This is a genomic window from Paraburkholderia aspalathi, assembly GCF_905220735.1.
Taxonomy (GTDB): domain Bacteria; phylum Pseudomonadota; class Gammaproteobacteria; order Burkholderiales; family Burkholderiaceae; genus Paraburkholderia; species Paraburkholderia aspalathi.
In genome coordinates, this window is the sequence record NZ_CAJNBA010000001.1 from 1,478,339 (window position 1) to 1,492,774 (window position 14,436).

Here is a 14,436-nt window from a genome sequence, read left to right on the forward strand (position 1 = left end):
TGAGCAGACACAATGGAACTCGATTTTTCGCCGGTGATTGCCGGCTGGCCGGACATCATGCACGGCGCGCTGGTGACGGTCGAAGTGACTGCCGCCGCGCTCGCGCTGAGCTGTGTGCTGGGCCTGCTGATCGGTATTGGCCGGCTCACGCCGAAGCGGCGCATCGTCTACGCCTTCTGTACGGCCTACCTCACGTTTTTCCGCGGCACGCCGTTGCTCGTGCAACTTTTCCTGCTGTTCTTCGGCTTGCCGCAATTCGGCATTCTATTGCCGGCTTTCGTGTGCGGGATGCTTGGGCTTGGCCTGTATTCGGCGGCTTATGTGTCGGAGATCGTGCGCGGTGCGATTCAGTCGGTGGATCGCGGGCAAATGGAAGCTGCACGCTCGATCGGCATGTCGTCGGGGCAGGCCATGCGCGCAATCATTCTGCCGCAGGCGATCGTGCGGATGATCCCGCCGCTCGGCAATGAGTTCATCGCTTTGATCAAGAACTCGGCGCTGGTGTCGCTGCTGACGATCGACGATCTGATGCATGAAGGCCAGAAGATCATCAGCGTGTCGTACCGTTCGCTCGAAGTGTATCTGGCCATCGCGCTGGTGTATCTGGTGTTGACGCAGGTGACGAACTACGCGCTGCATCGTGTGGAGCGCCGCTTGCGTGCAGGAGGGATGGTGCAATGAACACCGCAAAAGTAGATGAACCTATCGTCAGCATTCGTGGGCTGACCAAATCGTTCGGTTCGCATACCGTGCTCAACGGCATCGACTTCGACATTCAACCGCAGCAGGTGGTGGTCGTGATCGGGCCGAGCGGCTCGGGCAAGAGTACGTTCCTGCGTTGCTGCAACGGGCTTGAACAGGCCGAAGGCGGCACGATCGATATCTGCGGGCATCGGCTGGTCGATCATGGTGAGATGCTCAAGGAACGCTCGCTGAATGCGCTGCGTACCGAAGTGGGCATGGTGTTTCAGTCGTTCAATCTGTTTCCGCATCTGTCCGTGCTGCATAACATCACGGTCGGTCCGCGGATGTTGCGCGGCGCCAGCAAGGCCGAAGCCGAAGCGGCTGCAACCGCGTTGCTGGAAAAAGTCGGTCTGGCTCACAAGGCGCATGTGATGCCGGCGAGCCTGTCGGGTGGTCAGAAGCAGCGCGTTGCCATTGCTCGCGCGTTGGCGATGCAACCGCGCGTGATGTTGTTCGACGAGCCGACTTCCGCACTCGATCCCGAGCTGGTCGGCGAAGTGCTGCAAGTGATGAAGCTGCTCGCGAGCGAAGGCATGACGATGGTCGTCGTCACGCACGAAATGGGTTTCGCGAAGGAAGTCGCCGACGTGGTGGTGGTGATGGACGGTGGCGTGATTGTCGAGGCGGGGCCGCCGGCTGAGATTTTCTCGGCGCCGTCGCAGCCGCGCACGCGGGCTTTCCTGCAGGCGGTGTTGTCGCGCGCATGAGAGTTCTGTTCGACGACAAGGTGTGGAGCGGCCGTTCCGATGAGGGTGAGCCTGGCGACACCCGGCGTATTTTCAATCAGGTGGTGCCATTCGGCGGCGCGCGGCGGCGTGAGGATGTTTTACGCGCAGCGCCGTCCGTTGAAAGCGATGCGACTGTGATCGTCGGCTTTGGCTCTGACGAAGGCGTGCGTCGCAATCAGGGGCGTGTTGGCGCGGCGCATGCGCCGAAGGAGTTGCGCCGCGTGCTGGCCGGTCTGCCGGCGAAGACGTCGATGACGACGCTCGCCGATGCGGGCGATGTGGTGTGCGATGACGGCGATCTCGAAGGCGCGCAGGCGGAACTCGCGAACCTGGTGAGCGACGTGCTCGCGAGCGGCGGCCGGCCGTTGGTGTTCGGCGGCGGTCACGAGGTTGCGTGGGGGACGTATAGCGGTTTGCGCTTGCATCAGGATCGCGTGGATGGGGCTCGAGCTGAGGCCGTGGCCGCCACAACCCGCAAACTACTCATCATTAACTTCGACGCCCACTTCGATCTGCGTCAGAAGCGGCCGGCTAATTCAGGCACGCCATTCGATCAGATTGCGAACGACTGCACCGAGCGGGGTGTGCCGTTCAACTACGCCTGCTTCGGCATCAGCGATCTGGGCAACACCGCTTCGCTGTTCGCGCATGCGGAGGAACTCGCCGTGCGCTACGTGCTCGACGTCGATATGCAGGAACCGCAATTGCCGCAGCGTCTGGACGACCTTCAGCAATTGCTGGATTCGGCGGACGACGTTTACCTGACTATCGATCTCGACGTGCTCCCGGCCGCTACCGCGCCGGGCGTATCGGCGCCTGCCGCGTTGGGCGTGCCCTTGTCGGTAGTCGAAGCGATGGTGCAGCGCGTGCGGGCATCGGGCAAGCTGCGCGCGGCGGATATTGCGGAGTACAACCCGTCGCTCGATCAGGACAAGCGCACGGCGAGGGCAGCGGCGCGGTTGGCATATCGGTTGCTTTAGCACTCCCTTACTCCACGAACGCCCCCGGACCGCAAACCGGCCTGTCGAACCCTCCGAGGTACTGTCTGAGCGAAAGTGGCCTTGACATAGTGCGTATGCACATATACACTCCGCAACATGACCCGTCCTCTCTCTTACGACGAATGCAACTGTTTCGCACTGCGCCAGGCGGCCCGGCACGTCACGCAAATCTACGAGCGCCATCTCGGCGAAGTAGGGCTGACGGCTGCGCAGTTCACGATTCTCGCCAAGCTCGCGCGCACACCGAACCTGCCGATGGTGGACCTCGCAGACGCCATGGTCATGGAGCGCACCACGTTGGTCCGCGCCATGAAACCGTTGCAGCGTGACGGACTGGTGGTTGCCGAATCGGCGGAGCATGACGGCCGCACGTTTCTGTTCAGTCTCACGGAGAAGGGCGAAACAACCTTCGATCAGGCGGCAATCGCATGGCGTGCCGCACAGGACGAATTCGAGGAAAAATTCGGCCACGCACGTGCCAAGGCGCTGCGCTCCGAGCTCTTCGGCATCACCGGATAAACAAAGCGTATGAGCTCGTTTCGACGAGCTTTTTTACGCCTGATTATGTGCATACGCACTCACGAAAAGGAAGCGTAGCGATGGACGGGCTTTTCGACGACGACTGCTTTGCGATCCGCCAGGCCGCACGCTATGTGTCGCAGATTTACGATCGTCACCTGGAGAACGTCGACCTCACCATCACGCAGTTTTCGCTGATGGGGCGCTTAAAGCGCGTGGGTCCGATGACCATGAAGCAACTGACCGAAGCCATGCGCATGCAGCGCACCACGCTGGTTCGCACGATCCAGCCGCTGCGGCGCAACGGGCTGGTGTCGAGCGAGACGCTTGGGGCGGATGCGCGGGCGTTGTCGATCGCACTGACGGCGGCCGGCGAGGAACGTTTGCAAGCCGGGCGCAAGCATTGGTATGCGGCGCAAGCCGAATTCGAAGATCGCTTCGGCGAGCAGCGCGCGGCGGCACTGCGTACTGAGTTGTTCGCCATTACAAAAGACCCCGTTTGAATCTGCCCCGCGTGAAGCGGGTCAAGCCGGCGCAGCACAACGCGCTTTTTTTCAAGCTTAACGAGTGCATACACACATACAGACATCATGTCCACTACACCCTCGACTATTGCTCCGCCCAGCGCGGCGAACGCCGCCAAACCGGCACGGCGCATTCCGTGGATGCTGCTCGCGGTCATCACTGTGCTCGCGGTGCTGGCGCTTGCGGCGTCGTACTGGTTCTTCGTCGGCCGCTTTGTCGAAACGACCGACGACGCGTACGTCGGCGGTGATGTGACCGTGATGTCGCCGAAAGTGAACGGTTTCGTGACGGACGTGCTGGTGCGGGACAACCAGTTCGTCCATGCGAATCAGGTGCTGATCCGGCTCGATGCACGCGATTACGACGCTCGTCTCGCGCAAGCCAGTGCGGAAGTGGAGAGTGCACAGGCGGCTGTTACCGAGTTGCAGGCGAAGAAGTCCCTGCAGCTTGCCACCATCAACGAGCAGGCCGCCGAAGTTCGCGCCTCGGGCGCCGAGCTGACGCGCAGCACCGCCGATCAGGCGCGCTATCGTGAACTCGTGAAGGACGATGCGGTATCGAACCAGGTCGTGGAGCGCGCGGATGCCGATCTGACCAAGGCGCATGCCGCGGTCGACCGCAGCAGCGCAGCCCTGATCGCGGCGCAACGGCAGATCGCCGTGCTCGACGCGCAGATCGGTGACGCACAGGCGCGCATCGCCACCGCGCAGGCGGCGCAGCGGGTCGCGGCATTGAATGTGGAGTACACCACGATCCGTTCGCCGATCGACGGCTACGTCGGTAATCGCACCGCGCGCGTCGGCTTGCTGGCGAACGTTGGCGTGTCCCTGCTGACCGTGGTGCCGTCGAGCGGACTGTGGATCGACGCCAACTTCAAGGAAGATCAGTTGAAGAAGATGCACGTTGGCGACGGTGTCGACGTCGATCTCGATGCATCGAGCAAACGGATTCACGGCGTGGTTGAGAGTCTCGCACCCGCGACCGGCGCGACCTTCAGCGTGCTGCCGGCGGAAAACGCGACCGGCAACTTTACGAAAATCGTGCAACGGGTGCCGGTGCGCGTGCGCCTCGAGGTGCCGAAGGACATGGAGGGCGTATTGCGCCCAGGCCTGTCGGCGACGGTGAAAGTGCATCTCGACGCTGCTCACGGTTAAACGATCATGACTCAGGTCCTTGCCAATCCCGCCGACCTGCCGACACGCACCAAAGTGTTCGCGTTCGTGCTGATGTGCCTCGGTTTTTTCATGGCGACACTCGATATCCAGATCGTGGCGTCTTCGCTCAAGGATATCGGCGGCGGCTTGTCCGCGAGCCAGGATGAGCTCTCGTGGGTGCAGACCGCGTACCTGATCGCGGAGATTCTCGTGATCCCGATGTCCGGCTGGCTCACGCGTGTGTTCTCGACGCGCTGGGTGTTCGCGTTCTCCGCGCTGGGCTTTACGGTCACCAGTATGTTGTGCGGCCTGGCATGGGACATCAACTCGATGATCCTGTTTCGCGGTCTGCAGGGCGCGCTCGGTGCCGCGATGATTCCGACCGTGTTCACGACGGCATTCGTGCTGTTCCCCGGCAAGCAGCGCCTGATTGCGTCCACCACCATCAGCGCGCTCGCCACGCTCGCACCGACGGTCGGTCCGGTGATTGGCGGCTGGATCACATCGCAATGGTCGTGGCACTGGCTGTTCTATCTGAATCTCGTGCCGGGTCTCGCCGTCACGCTGTTGGTGCCGAAGTACGTGCACTTCGACAACGTCGATCTCTCACTGCTGAAAAAGGGCGACTATCTCGGCATCCTGCTGATGTCCGGTTTTCTGGGTTGCCTTGAATACGTCCTGGAAGAAGGGCCGCGCAAGAACTGGTTCGGCGACGACGTGATCCTCACGTGTACCTGGGTAGCGGCGATCTGCGGATTCCTGTTCATCGTGCACGCGTTCACCGCAAAAGAGCCGATCGTCGATTTGCGCGCACTGGCAATCCGCAACTTCGGAATCGGCAGTCTGCTGTCCTTCATCACAGGTATCGGGATTTTCTGCGCGGTATTCCTGACACCGGTGTTCCTGTCACGTGTGCGCGGCTTCGATTCGTTGCAGATCGGCGTGGCGTTGCTGTCAGTGGGATGTTTTCAACTGGTCGCGATGGTCGCGTATTCGATAGTCGCGCGTTTTGTCGATATGCGCCTGTTGCTGGTGTTCGGCCTGGTGCTGTTCGGCGTCGGCTGTTATCTGTATGTGCCGCTGACCAATCAGTGGGGCTGGCAGGAATTGCTGATCCCGCAGGCGTTGCGCGGCATTGGCCAGCAATTCTGCATTCCGCCCATCGTCACGATGGCGCTTGGTTCATTGCCGATGTCGAGGCTTCGATCCGCCAGCGGGCTCTTCAATCTGATGCGCAATCTCGGCGGCGCGATTGGCATTGCCGTGAGCAGCACCATGCTCAACGATCGTTTGAATCTCCACTACGAGCGGCTCGACGAACATTTGAGCACGGGCCGTCCGGCGATCGAGTCGATCTTGCAGCAGCAAAGCGCGCACTTCGCGGCTGTCGGCGGCGATGCGCTGAATGCGGCCAACGCGGGCCTCGGCGCGTTGCATTCGCTGCTGATGCGCGAAGCGCTCGTGCTCACGTTCTCCGACACGTTCTTTGCGCTGTCGCTCTGTTTCGTCGTCGGTTTGCTGAGCGTGCTGTTCTCGCGCCCGTTTGGCAATACCGCGCCACCGCCCGATGCTCATTGAGGAAATCAGCATGAAACCAATCGTTATGAAAGTACTCGCGAGCGCGGCACTGCTGACTCTGGCGGCATGCGCGGTGCAGCCTGAAACGCACGCGGACCTGCCGCATACGGTTCAGACCGTCGCCCCGACCGCGTGGAATGTCGATGCTCCTCAAGACAGCATCAACGCCAATACATGGTGGGCGCAATTTGGCGATCCCGTCATGCATCAACTGGTGGAATCGGTGCTGACGGGCAATCTCGACGTGCAGGCCGCGGTGGAACGCGTCAAGCAGGCGCAGGATCTCGCGAAGCAGAATCGCGCGGCCTTGCTGCCTGAATTGAACGCTAGCGCGACGGCATCGGACTCTCGCCAGAACACGCCACCACCGCTCGGCTATGTGCGTCAGGCCGGCGTCGGCGTGACGGCCAGCTGGCAGCCGGACGTTTTCGGTGGCGAACGTCTCGCTGTTCTCGCAGCCGAAGCGCAAGTGTCGGGTCGGCAGGCGGCTTTGAATCAACTGCGCCTGGCACTCGCGGCGAACACGGCCGCGGCCTATATCGATCTGCGTTGGGCGCAATCGCAATTGCAGATTCTCAGCGACAACGAACAGATCCGCGCCCGTGCGCTGAAACTTACGCAGCAGCGTTTGCATTACGGATTGTCGACGCAACTCGACGTCGCGCGTGCACAGAATCAGTTAGAAGATTTGCAGGCACAGATCCCGCGTATCCAGTCGACGGTGCAGCATCAACTCAGCCTGATCGCAGTGTATTCGGGGCGCACGCCGGAGAGCGTCGACGGCTTGCTGCTCGCCAATGCACGCGACATTCCGGTGCCCGCGCAAAGCGTGCCGCAAACGCTGCCGTCGGAAGCGCTGTTGCAGCGCCCGGACGTGCGTAATGCCTACGCCACGGTCGAACAGCGCGCGGCGGAAGTGGGCGTGTCCAAAGCGCAGCGCTATCCGCAGTTCAGGCTCAATCTCGCCGATGGTCTGCTGGCCTCGTCGTACCTCGGCTTGCCGACGCTGACCGACAACCTCTTTAGCGCCGCCTTGAACGCAACGAGTCCGATCTTCAACGCCGGCCGCATCACCGCGAATATCGATGCGAGCGAGAGCCGGATGCGCGAGTCGCAACTCGGCCTGCAGCAAACCATGCTGCAGGCGCTCAAGGAAATCGAAGACAACCGCAGTGACCTGGTGAGCGGCGCGGTGCAGGTGCAACGCCTGGGCGGCGCGCTCGATGCCTCGAACCACGCGCTGCGTCTGTCGAGTGAGCTTTACAAGGGCGGCGCGACAGACTTCCTCGATGTGCTCACCGCGCAGGAGGCGTATCTGCGCGATGCCGAATCGTTGAATCAGGCCAAACGCGAGCATGCGCTCGCAGCGGTCGCGCTGTACCGCTCGCTCGGCGGCGGCTGGGATGTCCCCGAAACGGTCACGGCCGCATCGGCGAATTGATGCGCGTGGATGTGACGGTGAAAGTTGTAGTCCAACTGGAGATGAATGATGAGTACGCGTGAAGTAGTGATCTGCAATCCGGTGAGAACGCCGATCGGCGCATTCGGCGGATCGTTGAAAGAAGTACCCGCAACCGAACTCGGCGCGGTCGCGGTGCGTGAAACGCTGCGGCGCAGCGGTCTCGATCCGGCCGCGTTGGCCTCGGTGGTGCTGGGCAACGTGATTCAGGCGGGCAACCGGATGAATCCGGCGCGTCAGGCGTCGATTGGCGGCGGCGTGCCGGTGGCCGTGCCTGCGTTGACGGTCAATCGTGTGTGCGGCTCGGGCGCGCAGGCGATTGCATCCGCGGCCCAGGAAATCTGGCTTGGTCTCGGCGATGCAGCCGTGGCCGGCGGCATGGAAAACATGGACCGCGCACCGTATCTGCTCGACGGCGGCCGCTGGGGCTACCGGATGGGCAACGCGCAAATCCATGACAGCCTGCTGCGCGACGGCCTGAACGACGCGTTCTCCGGCGAGCATTCGGGCTGGCATACCGAGGACCTCGTCGCGCAGTTCGACCTCACGCGCGAAACGCAGGACCGTTGGGCCGCGCGTTCGCAACAGCGTTTTGGGCAAGCGCAGGCGCGCGGCGATTTCGACGCTGAACTGGTCGCCGTCGAAATTCCGGGGCGCAAAGGTCCGCAGCAGTTTACGAGCGATGAACAGCCGCGCCCGGATACCACGGTTGAAACGCTCGCCAAACTGCGTCCTGCATTCCGTCCGGACGGCACGATTACCGCAGGCAACGCGCCGGGCCTGAACAGCGGCGCGGCAGCCATGCTGGTCGCTGATCGTGGGTTCGCCGAGTCGCGTGGCATCGAACCGTTCGCGCGGCTAGTGGCGTTTGGCATCGCGGCCGTCGAACCGGGTATGTTCGGCCTCGGTCCGGTGCCGGCCGTGCAAATGGCCCTGGCTCGTGCGGGTTGGCAACTCAATGACGTTGAACGCTTCGAGATCAATGAAGCCTTCGCTGCCGTGCCGATCGCGGTGGCGCGCAGACTCGGCATCGCGGATGAACTCATCAATGTGCAGGGCGGCGCGATCGCGCACGGTCATCCGATCGGTGCGACCGGTGCGGTGTTGACGACACGCCTGCTTCATTCGATGCGCCGCGACGGCCTGAAACGCGGCATCGTCACGTTGTGTATCGGCGGCGGGCAGGGGATTGCGCTGGCATTGGAAGTGATTTGAGATCGGTGGCTGCGGCGCGTCGCGGTGCCACGAACCGCGATCGCGCCGCGACCGTTTTGATGCCGTTTAGATGCAACGTGCATCAATCGCGCTGCGCCGTGCAGCAGACAGTCGTTACGCGACGTTGAAAGTTTTTTCTCCAGCATCAGTTTCGTTTAGCATCATTGCCACTTTCACAAGAACACCAAGAGACATGGCACTGATCGCTCGAAACATCCTCGGTATTGCCGTACTGCTGCTCATCGCTTTCATCTTTTCAACCAACCGGCGCGCCATCCGCTTACGGACTGTAATTGCGGCGCTGCTTGCGCAGATTGGTATCGGCGCTTTCATTCTCTTCGTCCCATTTGGTAAGACGGTCCTGGCTGCCGCTGCGTCCGGCGTCAATCACGTACTCGGCTATGGCAACGCGGGCATCGAGTTCCTGTTCGGCGGCCTCGTGCAGGCGAAGATGTTCCAGGTCTTCGGCGACGGCGGCTTCGTTTTCGCCGTGCGGGTGTTGCCGGCCATCATCTTCGTGACCGCGCTCATTTCCGTGCTGTACTACCTCGGCGTGATGCGCTGGATCGTGATCGTGCTCGGCACGATATTCCAGAAACTGCTCGGCGTATCGAAGCTCGAATCCTTCTCAGCCGTTACAACGATCTTCCTTGGCCAAAGCGAAATGCCTGCGGTGGTCAAACCGTTCACGCGCGATATGACCGGTGCCGAACTGTTCGCGGTGATGTCGAGCGGCATGGCGGCGGTTGCCGGTTCGGTGCTGGCGGGTTATGCGGGCCTTGGCGTGCGGGTCGAATATCTGCTGGCCGCGTCGTTCATGGCGGTGCCCGGCGGCTTGCTGTTCGCCAAGATCATTCACCCGACCACCGAGCCGAGCCGTGTACATCTCGAGGACCTCAGCTTCGATGAAAAACGCCCCGCAAATGTGATTGAAGCCGCGAGTTCCGGCGCGACCGTGGGCCTGAAAATCGCTGTGATGGTCGGCGCGATGCTGATCGCGTTCGTCAGCCTGATCGCATTGCTCAACGGCATTGTGGGCGGCATAGGCGGCTGGTTCGGGCATCCGCAACTGTCGATGCAATCGGTGCTCGGCACGGTATTCGCGCCGCTCGCGTATCTGATTGGTGTGCCGTGGAGCGAAGCCGCAATCGCCGGCAATTTCCTCGGGCAGAAGATCATTCTCAATGAATTCGTCGCATATGCGTCGCTGTCGCCGTATCTGAAAGATGCCGCAAGCGTAAGCGGGGCCGGCTTGCAGGCGCTCGATCCGCGAACCCTTGCTATTCTGTCGTTTGCGTTGTGCGGCTTCGCGAACTTTGCGTCGATTGCGGTGCTGACGGGCGGCTTTAGCGCCGTCGCACCGGAACGCCGCGCCGAAGTCGCGCGCTACGGCCTGCGTGTCGTGCTCGCCGCGACGCTCTCGAATCTGATGAGCGCCACGATTGCGGGCATGTTCCTGACGCTGAATTGAATCGAATTGAGGATCGTTGCATGAACATGGAACAACTGCTGGAACGCGCGGGTGTCGCGCGAGAGAAGGCCTATGCGCCTTATTCGAAGTTCAAGGTCGGCGCTGCGCTCCTGACCAAAGACGGCACCGTATTCGACGGCTGCAATGTCGAGAACGCCTCGTACGGATTGTGCAATTGCGCTGAACGTACGGCGTTTTTTAGCGCGATCGCAGCGGGCTATCAGCGCGACCAGTTCGCCGCGCTCGCCGTGATCGGCGATACGGATGGACCGATTGCTCCATGTGGCGCGTGCCGCCAGGTGATCATCGAACTGGGCGGCCCCGAATTGCCGATCCGGCTCGGCAATCTGCATGGCGCCACCCGCGACACCACTGCGCGTGAACAATTGCCGGACGCATTTTATCTATGAGCAAGCACAAGGTTATCTACGACACCGATCCTGGTGTGGACGATGCGATGGCGCTCGTTTTTCAGGCGCTTCATCCGGACATCGAATTGCTGGGTCTGACGAGTGTATTCGGTAACGCCACGATCGAAACCACTACGCGCAATGCGCGGTTCCTGGCCGGACGGTTCGCGCCGGGCGTGCCGGTCGCGCAGGGTGCCGCAGCGCCGCTCAAGCGTGCGGCACCCGAACCGCTCGCCTGGATTCACGGCGACAACGGGCTTGGCAACATCGCGATCGAAACCGATGCTGAAGCAGCGCTCGACGCGCGCTCCGCATACCGCTTCATTATCGACACGGTGCGCGCCCATCCCGGCGAAGTCACGTTGATCGCGGTGGGCCCGCTCACGAACCTGGCATTGGCGCTGGCCGCAGATCCGCAGATCGCGCCTCTCGTCAAACAGGTGGTCATCATGGGCGGCGCGTTCGGCACGGACGGCGTGCTCGGCAACGTGACGCCGGCGGCAGAAGCGAACATCCTCGGCGACCCCGATGCTGCTGACATCGTGTTCGGCGCACAGTGGCCGGTTGCGATCGTTGGGCTCGATGTCACGCAGCGCACCATCATGAGCCGGGATTATCTGGCGTCGCTGCGCGAGCGCGGCGGTGCAGCAGGGCAGTTCGTGTGGGACGTGTCGCGACACTACGAAGCCTTTCATGAGCAAAGCGCGCAACTTGAAGGCATTTACGTGCACGACTCGTCGGCAGTCACTTATGTGCTGGCGCCGCACCTTTATACGACTCGCAGTGGTCCCGTACGTGTGCTGACGGACGGTATTGCCGTGGGCCAAACCATCCAGAAGCCTTCCACGATGCCGGTGCCCGCGCCGGACTGGGACAGTCGGCCCGACAGCACGGTGTGCCTGGGCGTGGATGTGCCCGGGATGCTCGCGCTTTACGAGCGCACTATCTGCGGTACGTTGTAGGGTGATCTTGCGAAGCTGCCGCCGTTTGGTAGGGGCGTCGCCTCTTCAAGTGCCGCTCTTCACGTAACCCGGCGCGAGCAAACGCCTGGCGGCGTGGCAATTGATCTGACATAAGAAATAAAGCGGAAACACCGAGGCCGCTGTGCAATGCAGCAAACCGGCCCGTCATTGTGGCCGATGCATATCGTCAATCTTTGCTACATTTCTGCAGACGTGCTGCGCAGGCGGTCTTCGAGGCCTTGGCATACCGACCCGGCGCGCGTGACCCAAATCTATCAAGAGGCAAAAGATGCGAATTCTAGTAGTAGGGGCGGGCGCCGTGGGCGGCTACTTCGGCGGACGTCTCGCAGCGGCCGGACAGGACGTGACCTTCCTGGTGCGTCCCGGCCGCGCGGAAAAGCTTGCGCGTGACGGCCTCATCATCAACAGCGCGCGCGGCAATCTCGCCTTGCGCGACGTCAAGACGATACTCGCCGGTGTCGCCGCGGAGCCGTTCGACCTGGTGCTGCTCAGTTGCAAAGCCTACAGTCTCGACGACGCGATCGATTCATTCGCACCGCTGGTCGGCGAATCCACGCTGATTCTGCCGATGCTCAACGGCATGCGCCATATCGACGTGCTCAAGGAAAAGTTCGGTGCGTCACGCGTACTGGGCGGTCAATGCGTGATCGCCGCAACGCTCAGCCCCGAGCAGCACATCATGCATCTGAACGAAACGCACGCGATCACCTTCGGTGAACTGGAAGGCGGCACGTCCGAGCGCGTAGAGGCAATTGCGGACGCGATGGCCGACGCGAATTTCGATGCCGTGGTCAGCGACAACATCTTGCTGCGCATGTGGGAAAAGTGGGTGTTCCTGGCCACACTCGCGGCGAGTACGTGCTTGATGCGCGGTTCGGTCGGCGATATTCTGGCTGCGCCGGATGGCAAGCGCATCATCGAAAACCTGCTCGGCGAGTGCCGTGGCGTCGCGGAGCACACGGGCTTTACGATGGGTCCGGACTTCGACGCTCGAGCTACCCAAACACTCTTTACACCTTCGCCGCTAACAGCTTCGATGCTGCGCGACGTCGAAAATCACTCGCATACCGAGGCGGACCACATTCTTGGCGATCTGATCTCGCGCGGCGGCGATGCGCAGAAGGGCGAGCACGGCCTATCGTTGCTGCGCATCGCCTATAGTCATCTAAAGACGTATGAAGCAAGGCAGGCCCGTACATCCTGAGTGACGGGAACGCGGGCGACGGGGACGGCAACAGCAGCCTAACGTTTCGGAGGTGAAGCATGCCGAGTCCAACCGGATCCGTACCCGCGCTCAGTGCCGCTTCGGCGACGATCTTCTCGATCGGCATCGTCTTTCTCGGCTACTGGGGCCTGTACGACCAGACGAAGTGGCACGTGTCCGACGTCTTCGTCTTCGTGTTTGCGATGATCGGCTTCGGCTGCCTCGGGCTCGTGCCTTGGATGGCGACGAGCCCCGTTGAACCGGAAAACAGCGACGTCCGCATCCGGGTTGCGCGGCACATGTTCCTTATCGGCGTGCTGTCAATCTGGCTGGGCGTGGCGATTTCGGTGATCTTCTGATTAACGCTCGATCTGCCTGTTCCAGCGCGTATCCCACTGCGCGCGGTGCGCATTGATCGTGTCCCAATCCACCACGGTCAGCTTCTTCACCATGTCGTCGACGTTACCCAGGCTTTGCTGCATCGGCGGCGTCATCTTCGCGAGACGATTGGTCGGAATCTGCTTGCCGGCCTCGGCGGCCTTGGTCTGAGCCGGCGCGGACAGCAGGAACTGCGCGAGCTTCTGCGCCAATTGCGGGTCCGGGTTGTTGTTGACCACGCACAGATCGACGAGCAGCAACACCGGACCTTCCTTCGGACTCACATAACCAACCGGAATGCCCTTGTCCTGCAGATCGCTGACGGCAGTCGGCGTCAACGGGAACAGGCCCGCTTCGCCCGTCTGGACCATTTCGGAAATCTTCGCTGAGTTCGGCACGTACTCCACCACGTTCGGGCCAACTGTCGTGGCCCATTTCGTGAAGCCCGGTTCGACGTTCTGCTCGCTGCCGCCCATCAAGCGATTGATCGCCAGAAAGCCGTGCAGCCCGAAGGTGCTGCTCGACGCGGACTGGAACACCACCTTGCCTTTGTACTTCGGATCGGCAAAGTCCATCCACGAAGTCGGCGGCGCCCAGCCTTTTTCAGCAAACAGCTTCTTGTTGTACGCAATGCCGGTCATACCGAGTTGCACGCCCGCGCCCATGTCGTCCTTCATGCGCGCGAATGGGTAGAGCTCCTTGAGCACCGGCGAATCGTCGAGCTTCTTGCACACGCCCATGCTGACCGCGCGCGCCATCACGCCGTCGTCGAGAAACACCACGTGGATTTGCGGATTGGCCTTGTTGGCGAGCAGCTTGGCGAGAATGTCCGACGAGGTGCCGGGCACCACGACCACTTTGACGTTGTTGGCTTTCTCGAAGTCGGGCAGGACCTGGCTCGTATAGGCCTTTTCCATCGGACCGCCGTTCATGCCGATGTAAATGGTCTTGGTCTCCGACCATGCCGGTGCGGCCGCACCGAATGCGCACAATGCGGCCAGCGCCGCGATCGTCTTGAACAGTTTCATTGAGGGGCTCCTGAGTTTCATTAATCGATAACGAGGCGA

The 14,436-nt window shown here is 61.9% G+C and carries 15 protein-coding genes; 14 read left to right on the forward strand and 1 reads right to left on the reverse strand.

Translation table 11 applies throughout. The features are described from left to right. Window positions 1–12 precede the first annotated feature (12 nt). The 14 genes from KHO30_RS06545 (at window position 13) to KHO30_RS06610 (ending at window position 13,350) form a co-directional block, all read left to right on the forward strand. Window positions 13–681, forward strand: coding sequence for an amino acid ABC transporter permease (locus KHO30_RS06545; RefSeq protein WP_175048863.1), 669 nt, complete (start codon window positions 13–15; stop codon window positions 679–681). After that, window positions 678–1,451, forward strand: a complete 774-nt coding sequence (locus KHO30_RS06550) for an amino acid ABC transporter ATP-binding protein (protein WP_093634872.1) — start codon at window positions 678–680, stop codon at window positions 1,449–1,451. Before KHO30_RS06545 ends, KHO30_RS06550 begins: the two co-directional genes overlap by 4 nt. Next, a complete protein-coding gene (gene hutG / locus KHO30_RS06555; protein WP_211700365.1) occupies window positions 1,448–2,452 on the forward strand; it encodes a formimidoylglutamase in 1,005 nt (334 codons plus the stop codon). The genes KHO30_RS06550 and hutG overlap by 4 nt, the downstream gene beginning before the upstream one ends. A gap of 117 nt (window positions 2,453–2,569) precedes the next feature. Continuing rightward, window positions 2,570–2,992 (forward strand): MarR family winged helix-turn-helix transcriptional regulator, encoded by a 423-nt coding sequence (locus KHO30_RS06560; RefSeq protein WP_054040360.1) that lies wholly within the window; start codon window positions 2,570–2,572, stop codon window positions 2,990–2,992. Between the two features lie 80 nt (window positions 2,993–3,072). Beyond that, the gene (locus KHO30_RS06565; protein WP_211700366.1) at window positions 3,073–3,495 is read left to right on the forward strand and encodes a MarR family winged helix-turn-helix transcriptional regulator; all 423 of its coding nucleotides are present in this window, start codon (window positions 3,073–3,075) and stop codon (window positions 3,493–3,495) included. 87 nt (window positions 3,496–3,582) lie between these two features. Then, the gene (locus tag KHO30_RS06570) at window positions 3,583–4,671 is read left to right on the forward strand and encodes an HlyD family secretion protein (RefSeq protein ID WP_200619282.1); all 1,089 of its coding nucleotides are present in this window, start codon (window positions 3,583–3,585) and stop codon (window positions 4,669–4,671) included. Between the two features lie 6 nt (window positions 4,672–4,677). Then, window positions 4,678–6,249, forward strand: coding sequence for a DHA2 family efflux MFS transporter permease subunit (locus KHO30_RS06575; RefSeq protein WP_200619283.1), 1,572 nt, complete (start codon window positions 4,678–4,680; stop codon window positions 6,247–6,249). Window positions 6,250–6,259: 10 nt separating this feature from the next. After that, the gene (locus tag KHO30_RS06580; RefSeq protein ID WP_211700367.1) at window positions 6,260–7,690 is read left to right on the forward strand and encodes an efflux transporter outer membrane subunit; all 1,431 of its coding nucleotides are present in this window, start codon (window positions 6,260–6,262) and stop codon (window positions 7,688–7,690) included. A gap of 48 nt (window positions 7,691–7,738) precedes the next feature. Continuing rightward, the gene (locus tag KHO30_RS06585) at window positions 7,739–8,923 is read left to right on the forward strand and encodes a thiolase family protein (protein ID WP_211700996.1); all 1,185 of its coding nucleotides are present in this window, start codon (window positions 7,739–7,741) and stop codon (window positions 8,921–8,923) included. Window positions 8,924–9,116: 193 nt separating this feature from the next. Continuing rightward, window positions 9,117–10,394 (forward strand): NupC/NupG family nucleoside CNT transporter, encoded by a 1,278-nt coding sequence (locus KHO30_RS06590; RefSeq protein ID WP_211700368.1) that lies wholly within the window; start codon window positions 9,117–9,119, stop codon window positions 10,392–10,394. A gap of 20 nt (window positions 10,395–10,414) precedes the next feature. Then, entirely contained in the window at window positions 10,415–10,804 is a 390-nt protein-coding gene (locus KHO30_RS06595; protein WP_054040364.1) for a cytidine deaminase, read from the forward strand. Beyond that, the gene (locus KHO30_RS06600) at window positions 10,801–11,766 is read left to right on the forward strand and encodes a nucleoside hydrolase (RefSeq protein WP_211700369.1); all 966 of its coding nucleotides are present in this window, start codon (window positions 10,801–10,803) and stop codon (window positions 11,764–11,766) included. Before KHO30_RS06595 ends, KHO30_RS06600 begins: the two co-directional genes overlap by 4 nt. 289 nt (window positions 11,767–12,055) lie before the next feature. After that, window positions 12,056–12,991, forward strand: coding sequence for a 2-dehydropantoate 2-reductase (gene panE / locus KHO30_RS06605; RefSeq protein ID WP_200652523.1), 936 nt, complete (start codon window positions 12,056–12,058; stop codon window positions 12,989–12,991). 59 nt (window positions 12,992–13,050) lie between these two features. Beyond that, entirely contained in the window at window positions 13,051–13,350 is a 300-nt protein-coding gene (locus KHO30_RS06610; RefSeq protein WP_093634862.1) for a hypothetical protein, read from the forward strand. Here KHO30_RS06610 and KHO30_RS06615 read toward each other — a convergent pair whose 3' ends face one another. Next, window positions 13,351–14,397, reverse strand: a complete 1,047-nt coding sequence (locus KHO30_RS06615) for an ABC transporter substrate-binding protein (protein ID WP_093634861.1) — start codon at window positions 14,395–14,397, stop codon at window positions 13,351–13,353. Window positions 14,398–14,436: the final 39 nt, after the last annotated feature.

Excerpts from the sequence above, each read along its gene's own strand:
- KHO30_RS06575 (WP_200619283.1), top strand. The coding sequence starts at position 4,678 with ATGACTCAGGTCCTTGCCAATCCCGCCGACCTGCCGACACGCACCAAA.
- KHO30_RS06590 (WP_211700368.1), top strand. The coding sequence starts at position 9,117 with ATGGCACTGATCGCTCGAAACATCCTCGGTATTGCCGTACTGCTGCTC.
- KHO30_RS06615 (WP_093634861.1), bottom strand. The coding sequence starts at position 14,397 with ATGAAACTGTTCAAGACGATCGCGGCGCTGGCCGCATTGTGCGCATTC.
- KHO30_RS06595 (WP_054040364.1), top strand. The coding sequence starts at position 10,415 with ATGAACATGGAACAACTGCTGGAACGCGCGGGTGTCGCGCGAGAGAAG.
- KHO30_RS06565 (WP_211700366.1), top strand. The coding sequence starts at position 3,073 with ATGGACGGGCTTTTCGACGACGACTGCTTTGCGATCCGCCAGGCCGCA.
- panE (WP_200652523.1), top strand. The coding sequence starts at position 12,056 with ATGCGAATTCTAGTAGTAGGGGCGGGCGCCGTGGGCGGCTACTTCGGC.
- KHO30_RS06610 (WP_093634862.1), top strand. The coding sequence starts at position 13,051 with ATGCCGAGTCCAACCGGATCCGTACCCGCGCTCAGTGCCGCTTCGGCG.
- KHO30_RS06570 (WP_200619282.1), top strand. The coding sequence starts at position 3,583 with ATGTCCACTACACCCTCGACTATTGCTCCGCCCAGCGCGGCGAACGCC.
- KHO30_RS06600 (WP_211700369.1), top strand. The coding sequence starts at position 10,801 with ATGAGCAAGCACAAGGTTATCTACGACACCGATCCTGGTGTGGACGAT.
- KHO30_RS06585 (WP_211700996.1), top strand. The coding sequence starts at position 7,739 with ATGAGTACGCGTGAAGTAGTGATCTGCAATCCGGTGAGAACGCCGATC.
- KHO30_RS06545 (WP_175048863.1), top strand. The coding sequence starts at position 13 with ATGGAACTCGATTTTTCGCCGGTGATTGCCGGCTGGCCGGACATCATG.
- KHO30_RS06580 (WP_211700367.1), top strand. The coding sequence starts at position 6,260 with ATGAAACCAATCGTTATGAAAGTACTCGCGAGCGCGGCACTGCTGACT.
- KHO30_RS06560 (WP_054040360.1), top strand. The coding sequence starts at position 2,570 with ATGACCCGTCCTCTCTCTTACGACGAATGCAACTGTTTCGCACTGCGC.
- hutG (WP_211700365.1), top strand. The coding sequence starts at position 1,448 with ATGAGAGTTCTGTTCGACGACAAGGTGTGGAGCGGCCGTTCCGATGAG.
- KHO30_RS06550 (WP_093634872.1), top strand. The coding sequence starts at position 678 with ATGAACACCGCAAAAGTAGATGAACCTATCGTCAGCATTCGTGGGCTG.